A 21131-nucleotide genomic window follows, 5' to 3' on the forward strand; every position below is an offset into this window, starting at 1 on the left:
GAGCCTTCCTTTCAGTTAGGTTATGTGGGTTTTTCCTTATGTCAAAGTGATGATCTCGGTATCAAAAAACCGTTCTTGGAATTCAATGAGTGCACTTATTTGTTCAATTGAATAATACTTATTGGAAACAACAAGCTTGTCTTCGAAGTCATTTTTTCTCTTTACAACGGCGATTACTTTTCCTTCGTATGTTTCTATTGGTTCAAATTCACCGAGGATACTTGTTTATTGAGGTAACTCTCTAACATGCAATGTGCCCCCTACCCATGACTAATCCCTCTATGTTAAAAAGAGAGTAGCATACACAAACCCGACTGCCAAGAGGCAGCCGGGTTCGCCTAGATCCGGATTATGCATAGATCTCGCTAATAGGTATCTTCCGCACCTTCAGCCTTGCGAGGCAGATGCCGTCCTCCGCCTCCCCCGCACAATACGCGAGCAGCACATAGTCGCGGGTCGCGTGGATCGCGGTGTAGCAGCAGCCGTTGCCGTCCTCCTCGCGCTCGACGGCGAAGTGGCCGCTCCAGGTCCGACCTTCGTCGCGGCTGATCGCCCCGATAAGCGGCGTGCGCCCCCAGCTGTGCTTCTCTAACCGGCGGGTATTGTAGGCGGGGATCGGGTTCCACACCGCGAACAAGTCGCCGCTCTCCGGCAGCCGCTTCATCGAAAGGGGCGAGCAAGGCGAGGTGAACGCGGAAGGCATCGGCGCACTCCACGACTCTCCGCCGTCATGCGAAAACGTCTCGTACTGGAAGCCGAGGTCGGTGCGTGCCCACCCCCACAATGCGCCGCTACGCAGCTCGATCACGCCTGGCTCTTGCATGTCGCTCTTCGAGTTCGGGGCGCCGATGGTGAGGAAATTACGCGCCTCTCGCCAAGTGACACCGTCATCATCCGAGTAGAAGAAGAACGTAATCGCCCGCCCGTCGAACGAGCCCCACTCCGTCTTGCTGCTCGTCTTCATCCGGTGCAGCCCGGCCGGGATCAGCAGGCGTCCCGAGGACAGCCGGATCACCCGGTCGTTGTTCGTCACATAGTATCCCATGCCCGGGACGCAGCAGACCGGGTCCCCCCATGTATTCCCTTCGTCAGCCGACCGGCGCAGATGCAGCCGCATATCGTGCCAGCCGTAGCGGATCAAGTAGAACAGACCGAGATCGCCGTTATTCAACCGCAGCAGCGAGACGCTCATAATATTGATCGCATCGTGATCCTCCGGCCGGGCGACAATCGTATCATCGGACCACGTCTCCCCTCCATCGGACGAATAGCGGACCGCAATACACGCCTTGGCATCATCGTGGGCCGAATCTCCGATGAAACGGCTGTACGCAAACATCGTCCGCCCGTCCCGCAGCTCGAAGAACGCGCCCTCGCTATTCCTCGGATTCCCTTCCACCGGGGGTAAATCCAGCACGATCTTTCCCTTTTGCTCCATGTTTCTTCTCCCTCTCCTTCTTTTCTACTCCTCCCCCACAGACGGGCGAGTTAAAGGTTTTGACCCGATTCATTCGAAGAGCGGTGGGCAAGGGAATGGTACGGAAAGTTTACGGCCGCCTTTGAAATCAAGTTGAAACATTATCAATTCTGATTAAATCAACTTGATTTCAACAGCGGTGGAGTACCATCCCTTGCCCGTAGTGATTAGAATGACGCTTCTTTTAACCTTTGAGCGAGCCCGTCAACACACCCTTAACAAAATGCTTCTGCAAAAAAGGGTACACACACAAAATCGGCAGCGTCGTGACGACGATCATCGCCCCCCGCAGGCTCTGAGCCGTCGGCTTGTGAGCCACCCCGTTCAACATCTCCGCATCCAGATCCTGACTCGAGAACGAGAGTACGATACGGCGGAGCAGCACCTGCACCGGCATCAGCTTGGAGTCGTTGATGTAGATCGTGGCGTCGAACCAGGCGTTCCAGTGGCCGACCGCGTAGAACAAGCCGATCGTCGCGAAGGTCGGCAGACTGAGCGGGAATACGATGCGGGCCAAGATCGTGAGCGGCCGGGCTCCGTCAATCGTGGCGGACTCGATCAGGCTTTCCGGGATTTGGCCAAAAAAGTTTTTCATGATCAGCAAGTTCCAGGCACTAATCAAGCTTGGGATGATCATCACCCAGAACGTATTGATCAGATGCATGTACTTCAGCAACAAGTACGTCGGGATAAGCCCGCCGCCGAACAGCATCGTGATGAACACGAGCGTGATGAGCGTATTGCGCCCGGGCAAATCTCTACGCGATAGGCCATACGCCAGCATAGCGGTGAAAAGCAGGTTCAGCGCGGTCCCCACGACCACCCGCAGAACGGTGATGCCATAGGCGTGGTACAACAGCGACCCTTCCGACAGCAGCACGCGATAGGCGGTGAAATCGAGCTGTTCGGGGATCAGGATGAAGTTCCCCCGGCGGATCAGTTCGTTCTCTCCCACGAACGAAGTCGACACGATCGCCAGGAAGGGCGCGATGAACGACAGAGACAGCAGCGTGAGCAGCGTGTAATTGAACAGCTGGAATGTCATCTCGCCTCCGCTCATGCGGGACCGGATTTTGTGCACGGCAGCCATCGTTACCAGATCCCCTCCTGTCCAAGCTTCTTGGCGATATAGTTGGCCCCGATCACGAGAATGAACGCGATAACCGACTTGAACAGCCCGACCGCGGCCGCGAACGAGTAGTTGACCTCGACTAGCCCCTTCCGGTACACATACGTGTCGAGAATATCCGCGACTCCATAGACCGGCGGAGAGTACAACAGGAAGATTTGCTCGAACCCGGCATCCATGATGTGACCGATCGACAAGATGAGCAAGATCACGGCAATGTGGCTGATCCCCGGAAGGGTAATGTGCCAAATTTGCCGGAACCGCCCGGCCCCGTCCACCTTCGCCGCTTCATACAACTGCTGATCGACGCTGGCGATGGCGGCCAGATAGATGATCGTGCTCCAGCCCACCTCTTTCCAAATCCCGGAGACGACGAGCACCGAGCGAAAATACGCCTGATCGGTCAAAAAGGGGATCGGCTCCACGCCCAACCGCAGCAGCAGCCCTTTGACGAAACCGTCATCCACGCTGAGCAGAGCCGTCATAAGTCCGGCCACGATCACCATGGACAAGAAGTGCGGCAAGTAGGAGATCGTCTGGACCACTCTTTTGAAAATCGTATGCCGAACCTCATTAAGCAGCAGAGCCAGGATGATCGGGGCCGGGAACCCGAAGACGATCCGATAGAAGCTGATGGCGAGCGTATTGCCCATAATGTCCCAGAAGTAATAAGAGTGGATGAAATTGCGAAAATGCTTCAGCCCCACCCAATCGGCCGTCAGCATCCCGTGAAGCCCGTCGAACGGCGCCACTTGTTTGAACGCTATGATAACCCCGTACATCGGACCGTAATGGAACACAAGAAAATAGAGCATGCCCGGGATGACGAGTGCATAATGCAGCTTGTGCTTGCGGAATCGAGAGAAAATACTGACATGCATGACTGAATCACTCCGTTTCGTCTTGCCGGACCGGATAACTCCGGCCGCGAGAGGCGCTCATGAGGCGCCTCCCGGCCGGAGCGGGCGCTATTTGGTGCCTTTCACCCGGTTATATTCCGCCGTGTAAGCTTCGATCCATTTGTCCAGGCCGGCCTTATTCAGCTCGTCGAGGAACTTGCCGTATTCCTCCATAGGCCTTGCGCCGGTGATGAACTTGATCGTCTCCTGCTCGATCATCCGGGTAATATCGCCCGAGGTCGGCACCTTCTCGTTGATTGCTTTCGTGTCGAAGCGGAATTCCACATCGGCCAGCGCGGACTTCTTCACCCGGTCCATGTTCGTAATATACTTGCGGATGTAATCGAACTGCGGCCCGAACGACGGGTCGTTCTTCTCATACTGCACGGTGTAGGCGAACGTCAGGCCCGGAATCAGATCGCCCATGTAGTCGGTGTTCAAGCCTTCGATAATGCGCTTACTCTTGTCCGTATACTTCCAATGCTTGCCTTCAATCCCGAAGAACAAGAGGAAGTAGTTCTCGATATCGGAATGCACCCAATCGATCAGCTTCATAGCAGCTTCCGGGTTCTTGGCGTTTTTGTTGATCATGATGCCGCTAGTGCCGACCGCTCCGAGCGAAGTGATGTGGCCGGCCGGGCCTTTCAGATCGGCTGCCACCGTGTATTTGGCTTCCGGTACGTTTTGCCGGAGCAAGTATTCGTTGGCGGTCACCGTCGTATTCCACAGCACGCCGCTCGCCACCCGGTTCTGCTTCACGAGCTCGATCTGGCGGGTCCGGTTGGAGGAGAACGCTTCTTTGAAAATGTAGCCCTTTTTGTACCAATCCGCCATCTTCGCGACGAAATCGCGGTAGCCCGGATGTAGCTGAGGCGGCTTCACTTTGCCGTCCTTGTCGAGCCAATTGCCGTAGCCTACGTCCATAAACCCGGCGGCGAACCCGCCATGCAGCGAGGCGAGGTCGGTCAGGAGCGGAATCGTCTGCCCGGAGCCGGCCGGATCCTGATCTTTGAAAGCTTTGAGTACCGCCTCATACTCGTCGATCGTCTTGGGCATCGACAGATTCAGCTTCTTCAGCCAATCCTCGCGGACGAGCACCGTGTTACCCGCAACCGGCGCACCCGTCGGAATGCCCCATATTTTCCCGTCCGACGTAGTGAGCGCATCCCAAGCCATCTTCCAATCGTTCGGCCACAGCTTGCGGATGTTAGGGCCGTACTTATCGAGCAGATCGCCGATCGGACGGACGGCGCCATTCGCCTGATGAACGCCCATGCTGCCGGCGAAAATATCGAGCGGCTCGTTTGAACCTAGCAGCACGTTCAGCTTGTCGGCCTCCGATCCCTTCGGCGGAATAATCGGGACGATCTCGATGCCGATCTTGTCCATGACGACCTTCTTGACTTCTTCCACCGCCTCGGGCTTGCTCACCGTATTATTGTTGGCGAGGTTGCCGAAGTTGGCGTAGACGTACACCTTCTCGATCTTTTTGGCTGCGCTCGCCTCCGGCTTGGCCGAGGTCGTCGCGGGTTTCGTTCCGTCTCCCGACGAGCAGCCGGCGACCGCTCCGGCCAGTGCGATCGCTGCGGCGGAGGTGATGCCGATTTTTCTAAGAATCATGCCCTTTGCCCCTTTCGAAAACGTTCTCAAGTTTGCAGGGACTGCGTGTCGCGACACCGCACCATGCCCTGCAGCTTCAGTATGAGAGCAGGGGGGCGATACCGGAATGCCGGGTTGATGCCTTGCATCCCTCAGCGATGACATATCGCAACAGTGTGGTATCCGGTTCATGGTTGTGGTATCGGGGGTCAGGCCGGTTACAGCTCGCTGCGCGCCTTGCGGTATTCGCCGGGCGTCATGCCGATGCATTCGCGGAACAGCTTGATGAAATAATCGCTTTTCAAGTAGCCGACGCGCTCGCCGATTTCTTTGATTTTCAAATCCGTCTCAAGGAGCAGCGCTTTTCCTTTCTCCATCCGGACCTGCGTCAAATAATCGGAGAACGAGGAGCCGCAATGCTCCTTGAAAATCCGGCTCAAGTACGAGGGACTCAGCTGCAGCCGGTCCGCCAGCTCCACAAGCGACAGCGGCCGTTCCAGCTCGCGATGAATGATCGACATCGCTTGCTCCACGTAGCGATTGTTCTTCTCGCGGAAGGCCGTGCCGAAGCCAGAGGCAAGTCCCTGCACCAATCCGCGCAGCCATTGGACCGCGTCGTGCAGATCGTCCTTGTGGAGCAAGGCGGCATATAAGCTTCGCTTCTCTCCCGCGATCACGGCCAGATCGAGGTTCATCCGCTCGGAGGTTGCAACGAGGCTGCCCAGGAGCCGCATAAGGGCGTATTGGATTTGCCGCACGTGTACCCGGCCTCTCTCCCCGCCGAGTTCCCTCACGATCTGATCGAGCAGCCGGAGCGCTTGCTCGGCGTCACCGTTTAAGATATACGTATTCAGCGACTCCTCCTTATCGGACGGGTAGCGGAAAACGGCCGTTCCGTCCAGGAGAACGTCCTCGATATAGATCACTTGGCCGGAGCCCACGATCCCCCGGTAGCGGAGCGCTTCCAGCGCTTCCTCGTAAGCCCGCCCGAGTTCGCCCGCATTCAGGCAGTGCCGGCCGATGCCGATCGAGCAGCCGATGGCGAGCCGCTCGTCGAGCGTGCCGATCAGCCGTTCTGCGGCGGCGAATAAGGCAGAGAGGTCCTGTGCATCCACATTCACGATCACGACGAGCGCATCGTCCGTCGTCTCCGCCATCATTCGTTTCCAGCGGTCCGGCAGCACCTCCGCGATCGTATCCGCCAGATGGACTTTGGCCAAGCTCTCGCTCTCCGCATCGGCCGGACTCTCCGAGGATCGTTCCCAGGCGAGGACCATCAGCGTCAAATGCTCCCAGTCTATGTCGAAGCCGAGGTAGTGCAATCGTTCTTCGATATAAGCCCGATCATAGCCATGCTGCCGCAGCAAGGAGCGTACGAAAGTGTCCTTATACGCGGGCAGGCTCTCCTTCAGCCGGTGGCGCAAGCTCCACCGATCCTCGAACGCGTCCTCCAGACTGCGCCGGATGACGTGCCATTCCCCCTTGGGCGATCCGCCATAGCGCTCGTCCGCGCTCTTGATGAACTGCAGCACGCGGCGGATCGGGGCATAGAGATGCCGGGCGAGCAGCAGGGCGAGCAAGCACCCGGCCGCGGCGAGGACGAAGCAATACCAGAGGATCGTGTTCCGAACGCCGGCGACGCTCTTGTACAATTCGGTGAGCGGGGTCGCGAACACGAACGTCCACCCCAGCGTCTCCGACCGAACCCAGGTCACGAAGAGACGCTCTCCGCCTGCCTCCGCTTCGAGCGAGCCCTGCGGTTCCAGCTCCGGCCGTTGCCACATCGGGCTGCCGCCGATCTCCCGGTTCACCGGATTGGCGTCGTCGTACAGCATCGGCGTACCGCGGGAGGACATCACAATGAAGGGGCGGTCTCCGATCCGATTGCCGCCGATATGGACCGGTTTCCGGACGAAGCTCTCGTAGATTCGATCCGCGTCGAGATTGATGACGAGCACGTTGCCTTCTATCGAGGTCTTGTACACGAGCGGGATGACGTTCAGGGACGTGCCATCCGGTGTTTTTGCCGAACGCATATCCAGGATCATCGGCAGCGCCGGGTCGCCCTGGGGGAACCGGTTCCAGCCTTCGTCGTAGAATCGATCCGGCTCGTAGACGAGCAGATCGGACGTCATGATCAATCGTTTGCCGCTGTCGAAGTAATAGACCGAATGGATGAAATCATTGGACAGCTTCAGAGCGCGCATGTTGTTCAGCGCCTGTTTTTTCCCCCGCAAGTACGATTCCAGCATCGGCAAATCCTCGTCCCTCAGCTCCCCACTCAGCGTCTCGTAATACGAGCCCCGGGGGAACAGCTCAAACTGGCGCATCGTAGCGCCCTCCAGGGTCAACTGCCGGAAGCTGCTGCCGATCTGATCGATCATAAGCTCCATGGCGTTGGCCGTTTGGTTCAAGTAATTGCCGTTCGCCTCCCGCAGCTCCTCCTGAATCGTCGTTTTGGCATTCTGGTAGTAGACGAGACTGGAGGCCAACACAGGGAGGAGGCACAGGATGAGAGCCACTACGATGACCTTGAAGTAAAAATGCCGTGTTCGCACAGTACGGAACCAGTTCATGATGGGCATCACCTCATACAAAGGATGGGAGGGGGAAAGGACCGGAACAGTAGGGAAAGAACGACAGGATGGATGGATAAACAAATGGAACGCAAGGTACCACTTAGAACGGTTAGATGGGTGAAATGGATAGAACGCATGGTACGCCTTGCACATAGAGCGAATGGTGCGGCATAGATCGAATGGTACGGGATAGAACGCATAGAACAACAACCTCATAGAACACAACCGCACGGAACACAACTGCAGAGAACGCAGAGAACACATAATACGGACAGTACGCGTAGGACGCATAGGACGCTTACAAACTCTTAGGACGGACAGTACGCATATTACGCATAGAACGCATGAAGCGCATTGAACGGATGCAGGGGAAACACGGATAAAACGCTCCCGTTCGTGAAAACGATTACAAAAAGTTGAAGCACTATATGCATATGATGGTTCGACCAAATTGACGACTGATTTTAGAGTAGCCGATTCCGCCGAAACGTGCAACCGGTTTAGGGGCCCCCGTGTTGGAGAGGGTGGATCACCATTCGCCTCACAAGGCTCGGCTCCATCTACCTACACCACCCACAGACACTTCACGGCTCTTCTCATTTTACATCCGCCCCATATCGGCTATACTCCCTTCCCATCCGCCCCATACCGGCTCGGCTCCATTCACACCCCGTCTTGCACCGGCTTTACTCCCTTCTCATCCGTCCCATTTCGGCTCGACTCCTTCCACATCTCCGAATTTAGTTTCGTTTTGCCTGCTTAGAGTCGAGCTCGAACCGTTCTGAGCTGTGCAGTTCGATTTTGGCGACTTGGAGTATCGCATCGACCGAGCAAGGTTCCGAATCACCGCTCCAATTGGGCGAATTCGAACTGCAGTTTCTTTTTGCTCCTCCAGTGGGTATGTAAGTTGGCATAATCAAACTGCGGAAAGGGGCTATTGCCCAAGCTAAGCGTGGGGAGCGGTACTTGAAGCAGGCTGTAAGGCTAAGTAACCTATTAAGCTAACCCCCTTTACAATCGAGAAGCAAAAGTGGCTCTCCCGGCCGTCATTGTAAAGCAAACTTCACTATTAGAGACGGTCGCCTTCACTATTAACGTAACTTTGCCTTACAAAACGGCTCTATAGTGAGGAAATGGAATGGATTTTGTAAGGTTACCCCTCTTAACTGTAAGCTTTGCCTTACAAGCAAAAAACCGCCCGGAGTTATCCGGACGGCTTCTCACTTGAAGCGAACAACTGCTTGGCGTACGCCAAATCCTCCGCAACGTAGCGGTCCACGTGCGCCTCCTCATCGTACTCGGCGGTCAGGCACACGACACCGCTGTAGCTACGCGCCTGGAGATACGCCGCCACCGCGGGCCAGGAAGCCATCCCTTCGCGGCCGGTCGTGAACCGGAGCTTCCACTCCGCATGCGGCGCATCCGGACGGTCGGCCCGGACGTAGCACGCGTTCTTGAGGTTGACCATACAGAGATGCAACCAGACCATGTCAAGCCCGATCTCCGGCCCTTCCCCGCGCAGCCCGTCGTGCCCCGCGTCCCAGATCGCCCCAAAGCGGAGCGGATCGGTGTGTTCCAGGAAGCGAAGCAAGCCGGCGGACGTTTTCACGCGGGTACGCCCGACGTGCTGCTGGATGCCGACCTTCACCCCGTACCGCTCACAAAGCGGGTGAAGACCCTCCAGATACGCCCGGATGCGCTTCTCCGATTCCCAGTAGCCTTCCCGGAAATCGATGTCCAGCATGATGCGGATGACAGGGATGCCTGCCTCCGCGCAGGCGGCAAACACCGGCTCGTCGGTCGGCCCGGCGATGCTGTAGATCCGCAGCCCCGCGTCCGCGAACTCGCGACTCCAGGCGGGGAGCAGCTGCATGACTTTCGAAGGCTCCACCTGGAAGCCGTCTCTCACGGGCAGCTCAATACCGTCGAATCCGAATGCGTGCACTTTCTCCGCCAACCGAGCCGCCGGTTCCGACGGCCACGGCTTGGTGAAAACCGAAAACTCAACTCGGCTTCGCTGCCGCTCCATCGTTCTTCGCCTCCTCCGTCCATTCGATCTCGTCCCAATCCCGCTCGGCCACCGGCTCCAACAATGGTCCATAGGCTCGCGTATTGCGGGTCTTGAGCAGATAAGGCTTGATCATCTCGCAGCCGCCCTTCACCGCCCGGATATTCGTCAGCACCGGCCGGTCTAGGTCGACCTCGACGACGCGATGTGTGCCGTATTCCTCGACTTTGCACAGCACTTCTCCGTCCGGCGCGATTAGGCCCGTATAGACGAAGTAATCTCCATGTACGGGGGAATGTAGGCAACACGGGGCAACATAAACGGAATTGTCCAGCGCACGGGCTCGCGTCTTGATCTCCCACCCGGGATTCAGCGTATCGCCGAACAGCGGGTACAGGATAAGCTCCGCCCCGCGCAGCGCCAAGATCCGGGCCGTCTCCGCATAGTAATTGTCGAAGCAGATCATAATGCCCACGCGGCCGAAATCCAGGTCGAACACGGGAAAGTCCGTGCCCGCCGTCAGCTTCTCCTTCTCCCGCCGCGTCAGGTGCACCTTCCGATACCGGCCGATCTCCTGCCCGCTCCGGTCCAGAATATATGAGGTGTTGTACAGGTTGCCGGCTTCATCCACCTCGTTGTCCCACGGGACGACATAGGCGGCGTACTTGCGGGCCAGCTCGGCACACCGTTGCTTATACACCTCCGAATACCGGGCCACGAGCTCCCGCCTCGGAATATGCCGCACATTCTTGTATTGGTACGTCTCCGGCATAAACACGAGATCCGCCCCGTCGCGCAGGCAGCGCTCCGCAAGCTCCAGCAGCTCCTCCAGGCAGGACTCGACTGTCACCTCAGGGCCGTACTGGGCATCGACTTGAATGAGTCCGAGCTTCACCTTGCGGCCGCCAGAACGTTCCGATTGACTACGCATCGCTCTCCCTCTCCTTTGTCAGCGGAGCCTAAGCCATTACGGCCCAGGCTTGCGCTTTGATTTCGTATCTCGTCGTCTCGCCCCGCTCTGCGCGCAGCACGTCCAGCAGCACTTCCTCCATCAGGCTGAGGCACCCTTCCACGGTCATGCCGGCGATATGCGGAGTGAGCAGCACATGGTCCAACCCGAACAGCGGATGATCCGGCTGAGGTGGCTCCTGCTGAAGCACATCAAGCGCCGCAACGAAGCGACCTGTGGCGAGCTCCGCCGTCAGCGCGGCCTCGTCCAGCACCGCTCCCCGCGAGGAGTTGATGAAGATCGCGCCGTCCGGAATGAGGCGCAGCAGCTCGGCGGTCAGGAGACCTTTCGTCTCCGGCAGCGAAGGCGCGTGCACCGAAATGATAGGGCACTGCATCACGTCCTCGAGCGACACGATCACGACCCCCAGCTGCTCGGCCGCAGCGGGGGACAAAAACGGATCATACACCCGAATGTGCACACCAAACGGCTGAAGCAGATCGATGAACGCCCGGGCGGTAGAGCTCGCCGACACGATGCCGACAGTCTGGTCCCGCAGCTCCCGGCCGAGTGCGCCGTTCTTCCAGAGGCCGCTCCGTACCTGGGCGTCCATCTGCGGGAACCGCCACAGCAAGTGCAGGAGGGCCGCCAGACAGTACTCGCCCACGGACCGGGCGATACGCGGCGCCGCCGAGAACAGGCGCACCCGCCCCGACTCGAGGACGTTGTCCGGCACGCGGCGCTTGAGTGTCCCGGCCGCATGTGCGATGTACCGCAGCCGTGGAGCCTCTCGCAGCAGCTCCTCGGTCAGCAACGGCGAGCCCCAGCTGGTAAGAATCAGCTCCGCGTCGGAGAGCAGGGGAGAGAGCTGCTCCGGCGTATAATCGGCGCCGGTCTCGTTCCAGACCGGATCGCACTCCTGTTCCAGCAAGCGGCGGCAAGCCGTCGAACAAACCATATCCAGCCTGGCAGCAGGCGGCAGAACTAAGGCTTTCAGCTTCCGACTCATCGAGCGTCACTCTCCTTTTTCACTGTAGGTCTCAAGGTCAGGCGGTAAATCACCACATCCCGGCCGGATACCGTCACCGGCAGGCTCTTGCTTCCGGCATGCGGTCCCGGCACGACTGCCGTAGCATTTCCGCCAGTCACATTGACAACCGAATCCACCTGCATAGAGGCGTCGGTCCATTCAACCTCGGAGCGGATTTCCGCGTCGGTGTAGTTGAAGACGAAGAGCAGCAGGCCGTCCTCGCCCCTGAGCGTGCAGGCCTTCAACTCAGGATGATTGACGGAGTAGCGGGAGAGACCCAGCTCCTCGTTCAGCCCGCGCAGCCACTGCAGCACACCCGGTTTAGGCTCCCGATAGTAGCCGTACCAGAGCATGGTTGAGATGTAGATAATCCGCCCTCGGCCCACAGGGGAGATGAGCACGGCCGGATCTCCGTCGCTATAACGCCCTCGGACCTCGACCTCGGGGCTTTCCAGCTTCAGCAGCTTTCGTTCAAAGAAGCCCGCCAGCTCGCCGCCGTCGGCTTCGCCACCCTCCGAATCCAGCGTAATGTCCAGCCCCAGAGGATCGATATCAATCAGCCGATAGCCGAGCTGCGCGTTCAGCGCCCCGCCGGGCGAGTTCTCGTTCAACCAGCCGTCCTCACGTAGCTCGCCGAACTTGCCGTCCGCCACGACCGTGCCGCCCTGCTCGGCATAACGCTGCAGTGCTGCGGCAAGCTCGGGCCCGACCGCCAGCTGATTCGTGAGGAACAGGGCGCGATACGCGTCCGCCCGCCCATCAATTACGTCTTCAGGCGTCACATATTTGACCGCGATATTCAGCTCATACAGGCACTCGAACAAGCCCGCCAGCGAGTCCAGGTAGATGCCGGCTTCGTGCGGAACCGAAAGCGTGAAGGCTTTGGTGAAATCGTGCGTCAGCTTGTCATACACGATGGCGACACGCGGCACTTCCGGCTCGTAGGAGGTAAACGCATCCTCGTGGGCCTCAAGCACCCGCGCGATTTCCTCGGCCGCATGCGCGCGGGGAGTTGGCCGCCCTGCTGCATCCACCAACCCTCGGCCGGCGGTTTGAAGGCCCTTGAGGAACGGATCCCATTTCCAATAAATGAGTCCCTTCGCTCCATGGGAGATCGCTTCCCAGGTCCACCATTTGAGCTCATGCGGGTACACGAGGCTGTTCGGATTGAACATATTGCGGTGATGGCTCTGCAGCTCGGAGATCCAGAACCGGCCGGACTTCACGGCCGAGTGGACGCCGACGAACGTTTGCCAGCGCTTGTAGGCCGGGGTGCCGGCCAAATTCTCTTTGGGATAAAAGGAAATGCCGTACTCGTCCACATTCGCCGCCGCATTCCAGTCGTCGTGAGGGCGGGAGTAGAACTGGTCGGTAGCCAGCATCGAATTGATGTTATCCGCGATGGTCGGCCGGTCCGGATCCTCCTCCTTTACATAGCCGCGCCATTCGTTCAGGATCATGCCGACATTCGCTTTGCGGAACTGCTGCCAATCGACGAGAGGCATGACGCTCGGCCACAGCCAAGTGGTGTACTCCACCTGCTCCCAGCCCTCATACGCGCGATCCCATACCTCGTTCAGCCGCTCAAGACTGCCGTACTTGCTCCGCAGCCAGTCCCGGAACACCTGCAGCGTGAAGCGGTCATAAGAAGTGAACATCGTTTCATTCCAAATATCATAGCCGTACAGGGCCGGATAGCTCTTGTACGCGCGGGCGATCGAAGTAAAGTTGCGGCGGATGAGCGTCTTCACATCCGGGTGGTTGTAGTTCAAATATTCGAACACGACACTATCGCGCTTGGCGGTGCCGTCCGCTTTCCGGGCGTAGTACTCTTCCCGCATCAGGAAATCCGGAGCGTATTCAAGCGCGGTGATTTGCCCCGCCAGCTCCATGATCACCTTCATCCCGAGCGACTCCGCATGCTTCAGGATGTCGATCCCGGTCTGGAACGGATAATTCGCATTCGCCTTGCTCTCCCACCAAAAAACCGCCGGCCAGACGACGACGAAATTCATGCCGCAAGCATGCATCGCCTCCAGCTTGGACCGAATGTCCTCCGGGGTGAACTCCCGTTGAATTTTTAACACCGCTCCATAAGGAAATGAGTTCATGTTTGTGCTCCTTCTGTAAGTCTCCTGGATGTCCAAAGTCCGAATCAAGTCAAAATCGTCCAAAGCCGCGCCATCGCAATCGCCGGATTGTGGCCCGAATAATCGCGGCACGGCACATTGTAATCGGTATACGGCTTGCGCTGCAGCTCGAGCTGCTCGCCCCGATGCGGGTGGTAAAACTCCCAGACCGTACCGGTCCGGTCGTACTGCTCGGCGGTGGCGTCGAGCGCCTTCTCCAGCAGCTTCACGGCAGCGTCACGACGCCCATATCGGGCACATCCGCGGGCAGCCCAATACGTCATGCTGTTCCAGGTCGGGCCGCGCCACATCCGCAGCTCGAAGCCCGGGTCCTCCAGACTGACGGCCGGAATCGGGTGCTCGGTGAAAAAGCGGCGCGGATTCAGCAGATGCTCGTCAATGACGGCATTCGCCTGCTCGGCGCGGGCCGCACCCACGACGACCGGCCACATGCCGTCCATCGTCTGGCGGCGCAGCTCAGGCGCCCGCACCGACCAGCTGTCGTAGAAGAAGCCTGCATCCGGCGCATACAGCTCCTCGCGGATGAACGCCCCGAGCTTCTCCGCCCGCACGGTCCAGCGTTCCGCCTCTTCTCGGCGTCCCAGCAGCTCCGCCCATAACCCGGCATACCGGTACATCTGATACACATGACAGGTGGCGTCAATGCAGGCGAACGCACCGGTGCGGATCGAATCGTAGCGCACCCCGTCGTCGATGCCGCTCTCCCACGAATGATTCAGAATATCGGTATAATAATAACCTTCGCCCTCCGCCTTGCGCTTCGTTTCGAACCAGCCGATCTGACGGATCAGCGGCTCGTAGCAAGCCTCGATCAGCGTCCGATCACCGTGAAGCTCATAATGATCGTGCACGGCCAGCGGCCACACAGGCGGATTGCCCACCGTCGTGCTCCACCGAACCTGATTCTGCCACAGCCAGATCGTGCCGGGCACGTGCCCGTCCGCTCCCTGCAGCGCCAAATTGTTCAACAGCTGGTGCCCGGCATGCTCCGGCTCGTAGGGCAAGGAATCGAGCACTTGGTGGATCAGATCCCAATGCCCGAAGGCCGGACTGGCAAAATAACCGATCCCGATCTCCTCCCACGGATACGGGAACGGGGCGCTGGCCGGATGCGTGTTCCTCTCGTGCAGCTCCGCCGCATACCGCAGCATCGGTCGCCATTCCGGCTTGCCCAGCCGGGCCGTCTCTCGAATCAATTGTTGCATCGTACCCTCCGTATAGACCCGGCAAGAGGAGGACCCGCGGCGCTTCGCGCGGATCCTCCTGCCGGTTGATCTTAGTGCCCTCGACCGAGCTTGATGGCCACGAGGGTGACATCCTTGTGATCGACCACGAGATCGCCGTTCACATCGGCCGCCTTCACGGTCTCCCAGTTCGGGTTGGTGCTGGTCTTGCCTAGGTTCGAGACGACCTGGAGCAGATCCGTTACATTCACCTTGCCGTCGCCGTTCACATCTTCCGGAAGACGCTCGATGAGCCGGTCTTCGAACGCGGCCACGGCAGCCTGCAGGGTCGCGACGGCGGCGTCGATCTGCGCTTGAGTCGCAGCCGGATCGTCCGCCACCGCCTGTGCGGCGGCGATTGCCGTCTGCAGCGCGCTCTTGGCGCCCGCCTCGTATTGCCCCGGCAGCGTGCCTTCCACCGCCGCGTCGTACTTGGCCTGGGCGTCGGCGATCGCCGCCACCAGCGCCGTCTTGCTGATCACAGCCACCGTGAACGTGGTGACCGCCGGAGTGCCGATGCCGCCGTCATACACGGAGGCGGTCACGGTATACGTGCCGTTCGTGAACGGGACGCCAGCGATCGGCAGCGACCATGTGTCGTCGACGGGGTTGAAGTTGAAATACGCGCTCCCGTAGGCCGGCGCGGAAGACTCGAACCGGTTCGTCGCCGGATTCAAGTACTTCTGCGTCGCCTGCTGCAGAATCGACACCCGGATATCGGCGATCGCCGCATTGTTCGAGTCGGCGTCGACCGCCGTGCCGGAGACGACCGCCGGCAGCTCCGTCAGGACAGCGCCGTCCGCCGGTGCCGTGATCGCCGCCTTCCCGTTGCCAAGCGTCGGGACGGCCTTGATGATCGGGAGGTACAGCACATTCACAGTGTTCCCGTTCGGGCCGAGCGTCACCGTCGAGCCGGCCGGGTAGCGGCGGTGGAACAAGCTGTACGTGATGATCGACGGGCTCGACACCGTGAGGTCTTCACCCGTGTCGGTCCAGTCTGCGAGCAGCCAAGCCGGCTTCACGGTCATCCGGTCGTCGAACGCCAGGTACACGTCGGACTCGACGGCCACCTTGAAGCTGGACAGCGGATTGCCCGTAAACGTCTTGGAATTGTTCGCCACCATGATCCAGTCGCTGCCGACGATATCGGCCGGGATCGTCTCGAACCGGAAAGCTCGGTCCGTATACGTCAGATCGCCGGGCTGCAGGTTGGACATAATAGCCCATGTCGCGGCACCCGAAGCGCCCGGAGCGACGGTCAGCTCCGAAACGTTCTTGGACGGCACCGGCACCGGAGCCGGTTCTTCCTCCGGTTCGCCGTCCTCCGGCGCGATGAGCGGCGGCTCGGCGCCGCGCCCTTCCACGTAAGCGGCGTAGGACTCGAGCCATTCCTCCAAGTTGGTGTAGCCGTCCCCGTCCGCATCCGCGCCCGGGTTCTTGGGGATCACGAGCTTCCGCTCATGGAACGGGACAACCGGCCAGCCGCCGATCTCGGCGAGCGAATCGACCACCTTGCCCGTGCCGTTCCTGGCGTTCTCGACGATCCGCGTCTCGTAGGGCAGACGGTCGGCCGGCCTCGCTCCGGCGGACGCCAGCACCCAGTCCATCACTTGATCGACCGGCTTGACGACGAGGCCCTCGTTCCAAGCCGGCTTCGAGGAAGCCTGAACGGACGACAGCGGCACCGAGGACTTGTTCGTCGTCAGGTCCCATTGCGAGCTTTCTTGGAAGCCCAGCAGCTTGTTGTTCTCGAGATACACTTGCCCGCCGGAGACGAACGTGTTGGAGATTTCAATAACCCCGCGCTCGGAAGCCCAGCTGGCCAAGGAAGGCCCGTTCCTGAAAACATTGCCGATCAGCGTATTTTTCGTGGGCAATCCCCGCTGGGCGGCGAGCCGGTTGAACGTGTTGATCCGGTCGTAGAATACGTTGTTGACCTCGACGTACTCCTCCGACATTGCATAGGGGAGGCGACCCTCGGCATGGCTGAACAAGCTGCCGTACATCGTTACGCGTGAGCCCGCCTGGTTGTCGAACACCGGACCGAACCCGTGAGGCGCCGGCTCCGTCGCTCCCTCGTCGATATGGATCGAATCGTTGAGCGGTTCGGCGCCGATTACATTCTTAAACGTAATGTTCCCCGTCGGTCCCCAGGCCTCGAACAGCTCGTCGACTGACCATGTGAACGTGCAATGGTCGATCACGATGTTGTCGGGGAAGCCGCCGGCCGCACTGCTGATCTGCAACCCGTCGCGGTTGTTGGACGGAACCGGGCCCGGCTGATCGCCCGGCGCGGCCCGCAGGTGCTGCAGCAGCACGTCGTGAGTCAGAATGCGGATCGTCGCCCCGCGCAGGAAAATGCCCGGCGATGGGGCCGTCTGACCGGCGATCGTGACGTACGGATTCGAGATGTCCAAGTAATTGTTCACCTCGATCGTGCCGGACACGTCGAAGATGATCGTCCTCGGCTCGGTCTGGTTGATTGCGTAGCGCAGCGTGCCGGGCGTATTCGTATCCGCCAGGCTCGTCACGCGATAAACCTTGCCCCCGCGTCCCGCCGGGGTATCGGTCCCATACCCGGCCGTGTTCGGCAGCACCGGGAGGGCGTAGACGGGGACACAGAGCAGGAGCAGGGTTGCGCTCACGAGCATAATCACCGATATTCTTCTAACGGCTTGAAGATAAGAGAGCTTCAACTGTGTCACCCCATCGATAGGATTATTTCACGGCAATGATGTATTGCGCGAAGGAAGTGTGCCCGTTGTTGCCGAGCGACACCGTCGAGCCGGCCGTAAAAGATTTGCGGTACAAGCTGTACGTCACCCCGTTGCCGGCGATTTCCAGCCCGGTATCGGTCCAAGTCGACAGCCACGACGGCTTGGTCGTAATCGCGTCATTGTGGGCCACATACACATCCGCATTGGCCGTCACCTGGAAGGAGACGAGCGTCGTCCCGGTGTAAGTTTTGGAATCCTGAGCCGGACGGATCCATTCGCTTCCCGCTACACTGGCATCGACCGCCGAGAAGACGGTCGTCCGGTCGCCGTAGGACAAATCGTTCACCTGCAAATTCGTCTGCAAGGACCAGTCGGCGGCGTTCGCCGTGTCGTTTACGGTCAGTCCGCTGATTTTGGATACCGGCTTCACGATCACCACATATTGCGCGTACGAAGTATGGCCGTTGTTGCCCAGCGACACGGTGGAGCCGGCGGCAAACGTCTTTTTGTACAAGCTGTACGTCACCCCGTTACCCGCTACGTCCGTCCCCGTATCGGTCCAAGTCGACATCCACGAAGGCTTCGTCGTGATCGCGTCGTTATGGGCCACATACACGTCCGACGCGGTGTTCACCTTGAACGACACGAGAGTCGTGCCCGTGTAGGCTTTGGAGTCTTGAGCCGGCCTCAGCCAATACTGGCCCGCTACGCCGGGAGCCACGGAGGAGAAGGTCGTCGTCCGGTCGCCGTAGGTCAATTGGCCGGTTTGCAGATTGCTTTGAACGGACCAATCGGCGATGTTCGCCGTATCGTTCATTTGAATGTCGCTGATCGGTCCGCCCGAAGGAATCGTCGTCCGCCCCTCCACCTCGGCCGCCATTTGATCGAGCCATTCCTCGAGATTCGTATAGCCGTCGCCGTCATCGTCCGCGGTGCTGCTCGGCACCGTCAGCGCCCGGGTGTTGTTCGCCACGACCGGCCAGCCGCCCGCTTCCGTCACCGTGTCGACGATCGTGCCCGTTCCGGTTACCGCCTGGTTAATGATCCGGGTTTCGTACGGCAGGCGATCCGCCGGCCTGGCTCCGGCATTGGCCGCCACATAGCTCATCACGTCGCCGACCGGCATCGCCGTCAAGCCTGTCGGCCATACGCCCGGCGTCGACGCCTGCAGCTGGGCTTGGGTCAAGCTCGTGTTGTTTTCGACCAAATCCCACTGGGAGCTGATGGAGAAGGAGTGATTGACAATCGCGTTGTCCGACAGGTATAACTTGCCGCCAGACTTAAACGTATTGACGATATCCAGCGGCTTTTTCCCTACCGCCCAGGCCGGCAGAGAAGGCCCGTTTTTGAACACGTTGCCCACGATGACGTTTTGCGTTGGGATGGTCACGTCAGTGCGGTGCGAATTGAACCGGTTGAACGTATTGCCCCGGTCATAAAAAACGTTGTTAACCTCCACGTACCCGTCCGACTCCGAATAAGGCATCCGGCCCTCGGCATGACTGATCAGGCTGCCATATAGCAAGGTGTCGGAATTCACCCGATTGTCGAACAGCGGGCCGAAGCCGTGCGGTCCCTCGGGATGGATCGAATCGTGAAGCGGCTCGGAGGCGATGATGTTACGGAACGTAATATTGCCGTAGTCGTTGTACGTCTCGACGAGTTCATCCACCGACCAGGTGAAGGTGCAGTGGTCGATAACGACGTTTTCGACGCGTCCGTTCAGGCCGTTGATGGAGATCGCATCCCGCGATGTCGGCGCGACCCCGGTAGCGGAGTCGCCCGGAGCGGAGCGGATATGCTGCATCAGCACATCGTGGGTCAAAATCCGGATGACCGCTCCGCGCAGGAAAATACCGGGGGAAGGCGCGGTTTGCCCGGCAATGGTGACATAGGGGTTCTCGATGTCCAAATAGCCGTCCACGACGATCGTCCCCGACACCTCGAACACGATCGTCCGCGGTCCGCTCTGTTCAAGCGCATACTTGAGCGTGCCCGGCGTATTCGTATTGGCCAGGCTGTTCACTTTGTACACCGTCCCGCCCCGGCCGGCGGGCGTGTCCATCCCGAAGCCTGAAGCCCCCGGGATGACCGGCAAGGCGAAGGCGGAAGCGGCGGAGAAGAGCAGAAGCATCAGGGCAAAAATGCCGGCCACTGTCCATTTGGATAGCAGTCGGGTTGTTAGTGCGGTCCAGGGTGTCAGCTTGGCGGCTACAGGTCGTTTCGTCATGGTTTCCATCGTTCTGTCCATTGTTCTTTCCATCATTTCACCTCATTGGAAGAATGGTTTAGATCGGGAAGACTGACCGGTTGTGCATACGCTTTCAACAAGCTGTCATTTTTGCGGGCCGCTTAAACCTTTCACCCCCTTTCCGCGTACTTGTCCCCTGCCTACATCAACCTCTCCAGGAAAAAAATCGTAAACGTAACGCTCAACATGCTTGCTATTGTGGAGAACAAGACCGCATGGGCGGAGAAATCCGCCTCGTTGTCGTACTCGATGGCGATCAGGGCGCTGATCAATGAGGTGGGGGCGGCGCAGGATAAGACAAGCGCCTTGGCGATATCCCCTTCGAAGTCCATCAGCTTGACAAGTGCGAGCCCGATCAGCGGTCCGGCCAGCAGCCGCAGCACGCCGGAGATGGCCACATCCTTGAGCCGGATGTTCAGATTCAGCGCAGCGAGCTGAACGCCGAGGGTAATCAGCGCGAGCGCGACCGTACCTTGCGAGATGTACTGGAACGGCAGCAGCAGCGTCTCCGGCAGCTGCAGACCGGTAACGCGAATACACACGGCGGCCGCTACCGCGAAGATGCCGGGATAGAGCAGCACGGTGCGGATCGCCGCCCAGCCGGTGCCTTTGCCTGCATTCACACTGTAGATGCCGTATGTGCCGGGCAGCACATTCTGCACGACCGACACAATGATTTGCACCGCGAGCGTATTCGGATTGCCGGCGAAGACGAGCTGGTTGAGCGGGATCATGTAGTTGCCGCTGTTGTAGAACAAGACGCTGTTGCGCATCGCGCTGCCCATGCCGCGCCCATACCCGCGCAGCCGGATGACGAGCTCGGCGAGCAGTCCGGAGAGGATGACGAACAGCAGGGTGAAGGCGATCACCTTCAGCACGATCCCCCAAGCGATCGTGACATCGAGCAGCATGACGAACATGAAGGCCGGCATGAACAGATTGAACACGAGCTTGGAGAGCGTCTGCGCGTGGAAGGCGTACCGTTTGCCCATCCCGAAGCCGATGGCGATCATGATGCCGACCGGGATGACGTTGGCGAACAAAATATGAAAAAAGTAGCTCATCGCTGATGATTCCTTTTGCGTTTGTGTGTTCCCGTTTGCGTGTTCCGAAAAGGCGC

General features: G+C 59.3%; 13 protein-coding genes. All 13 read right to left on the minus strand.

Annotation, left to right across the window (positions count from 1 at the left end; genetic code table 11):
- Window positions 1-349: 349 nt before the first annotated feature.
- Window positions 350-1438, minus strand: coding sequence for a sialidase family protein (locus tag ACI5FR_RS12565; protein ID WP_405454855.1), 1089 nt, complete (start codon window positions 1436-1438; stop codon window positions 350-352).
- Window positions 1439-1661: 223 nt separating this feature from the next.
- Window positions 1662-2567, minus strand: coding sequence for a carbohydrate ABC transporter permease (locus tag ACI5FR_RS12570; protein ID WP_405454856.1), 906 nt, complete (start codon window positions 2565-2567; stop codon window positions 1662-1664).
- A 2-nt stretch (window positions 2568-2569) separates the two neighbouring features.
- Window positions 2570-3487, minus strand: coding sequence for an ABC transporter permease (locus tag ACI5FR_RS12575; RefSeq protein WP_405454857.1), 918 nt, complete (start codon window positions 3485-3487; stop codon window positions 2570-2572).
- Between the two features lie 87 nt (window positions 3488-3574).
- Window positions 3575-5125, minus strand: coding sequence for an extracellular solute-binding protein (locus ACI5FR_RS12580; protein ID WP_405454858.1), 1551 nt, complete (start codon window positions 5123-5125; stop codon window positions 3575-3577).
- Between the two features lie 197 nt (window positions 5126-5322).
- Window positions 5323-7680, minus strand: coding sequence for a helix-turn-helix domain-containing protein (locus tag ACI5FR_RS12585; protein WP_405454859.1), 2358 nt, complete (start codon window positions 7678-7680; stop codon window positions 5323-5325).
- Between the two features lie 1207 nt (window positions 7681-8887).
- Complete coding sequence (locus ACI5FR_RS12590; protein WP_405454860.1) at window positions 8888-9712, minus strand: sugar phosphate isomerase/epimerase family protein; 825 nt, start codon at window positions 9710-9712, stop codon at window positions 8888-8890.
- Window positions 9687-10622, minus strand: coding sequence for a carbon-nitrogen hydrolase family protein (locus tag ACI5FR_RS12595; RefSeq protein ID WP_405454861.1), 936 nt, complete (start codon window positions 10620-10622; stop codon window positions 9687-9689). Before ACI5FR_RS12595 ends, ACI5FR_RS12590 begins: the two co-directional genes overlap by 26 nt.
- A 28-nt stretch (window positions 10623-10650) precedes the next feature.
- Window positions 10651-11649, minus strand: coding sequence for a hydroxyacid dehydrogenase (locus tag ACI5FR_RS12600; protein ID WP_405454862.1), 999 nt, complete (start codon window positions 11647-11649; stop codon window positions 10651-10653).
- A complete protein-coding gene (locus tag ACI5FR_RS12605) occupies window positions 11646-13781 on the minus strand; it encodes a beta-galactosidase (RefSeq protein WP_405454863.1) in 2136 nt (711 codons plus the stop codon). The genes ACI5FR_RS12600 and ACI5FR_RS12605 overlap by 4 nt, the downstream gene beginning before the upstream one ends.
- Window positions 13782-13825: 44 nt before the next feature.
- Complete coding sequence (locus ACI5FR_RS12610) at window positions 13826-15025, minus strand: MGH1-like glycoside hydrolase domain-containing protein (RefSeq protein ID WP_405454864.1); 1200 nt, start codon at window positions 15023-15025, stop codon at window positions 13826-13828.
- Window positions 15026-15096: 71 nt separating this feature from the next.
- Window positions 15097-17694, minus strand: coding sequence for a dockerin type I domain-containing protein (locus ACI5FR_RS12615; RefSeq protein WP_405454931.1), 2598 nt, complete (start codon window positions 17692-17694; stop codon window positions 15097-15099).
- A 67-nt stretch (window positions 17695-17761) separates the two neighbouring features.
- Window positions 17762-20023 (minus strand): hypothetical protein, encoded by a 2262-nt coding sequence (locus ACI5FR_RS12620; RefSeq protein ID WP_405454865.1) that lies wholly within the window; start codon window positions 20021-20023, stop codon window positions 17762-17764.
- A gap of 128 nt (window positions 20024-20151) precedes the next feature.
- Window positions 20152-21075: an AEC family transporter gene (locus ACI5FR_RS12625; protein ID WP_405454866.1), complete on the minus strand. Its 924-nt coding sequence runs from the start codon at window positions 21073-21075 to the stop codon at window positions 20152-20154.
- Window positions 21076-21131 lie beyond the last annotated feature (56 nt).

The organism is Paenibacillus sp. HJGM_3 (assembly GCF_045062745.1).
Taxonomy (GTDB): Bacteria; Bacillota; Bacilli; order Paenibacillales; family NBRC-103111; genus Paenibacillus_AA.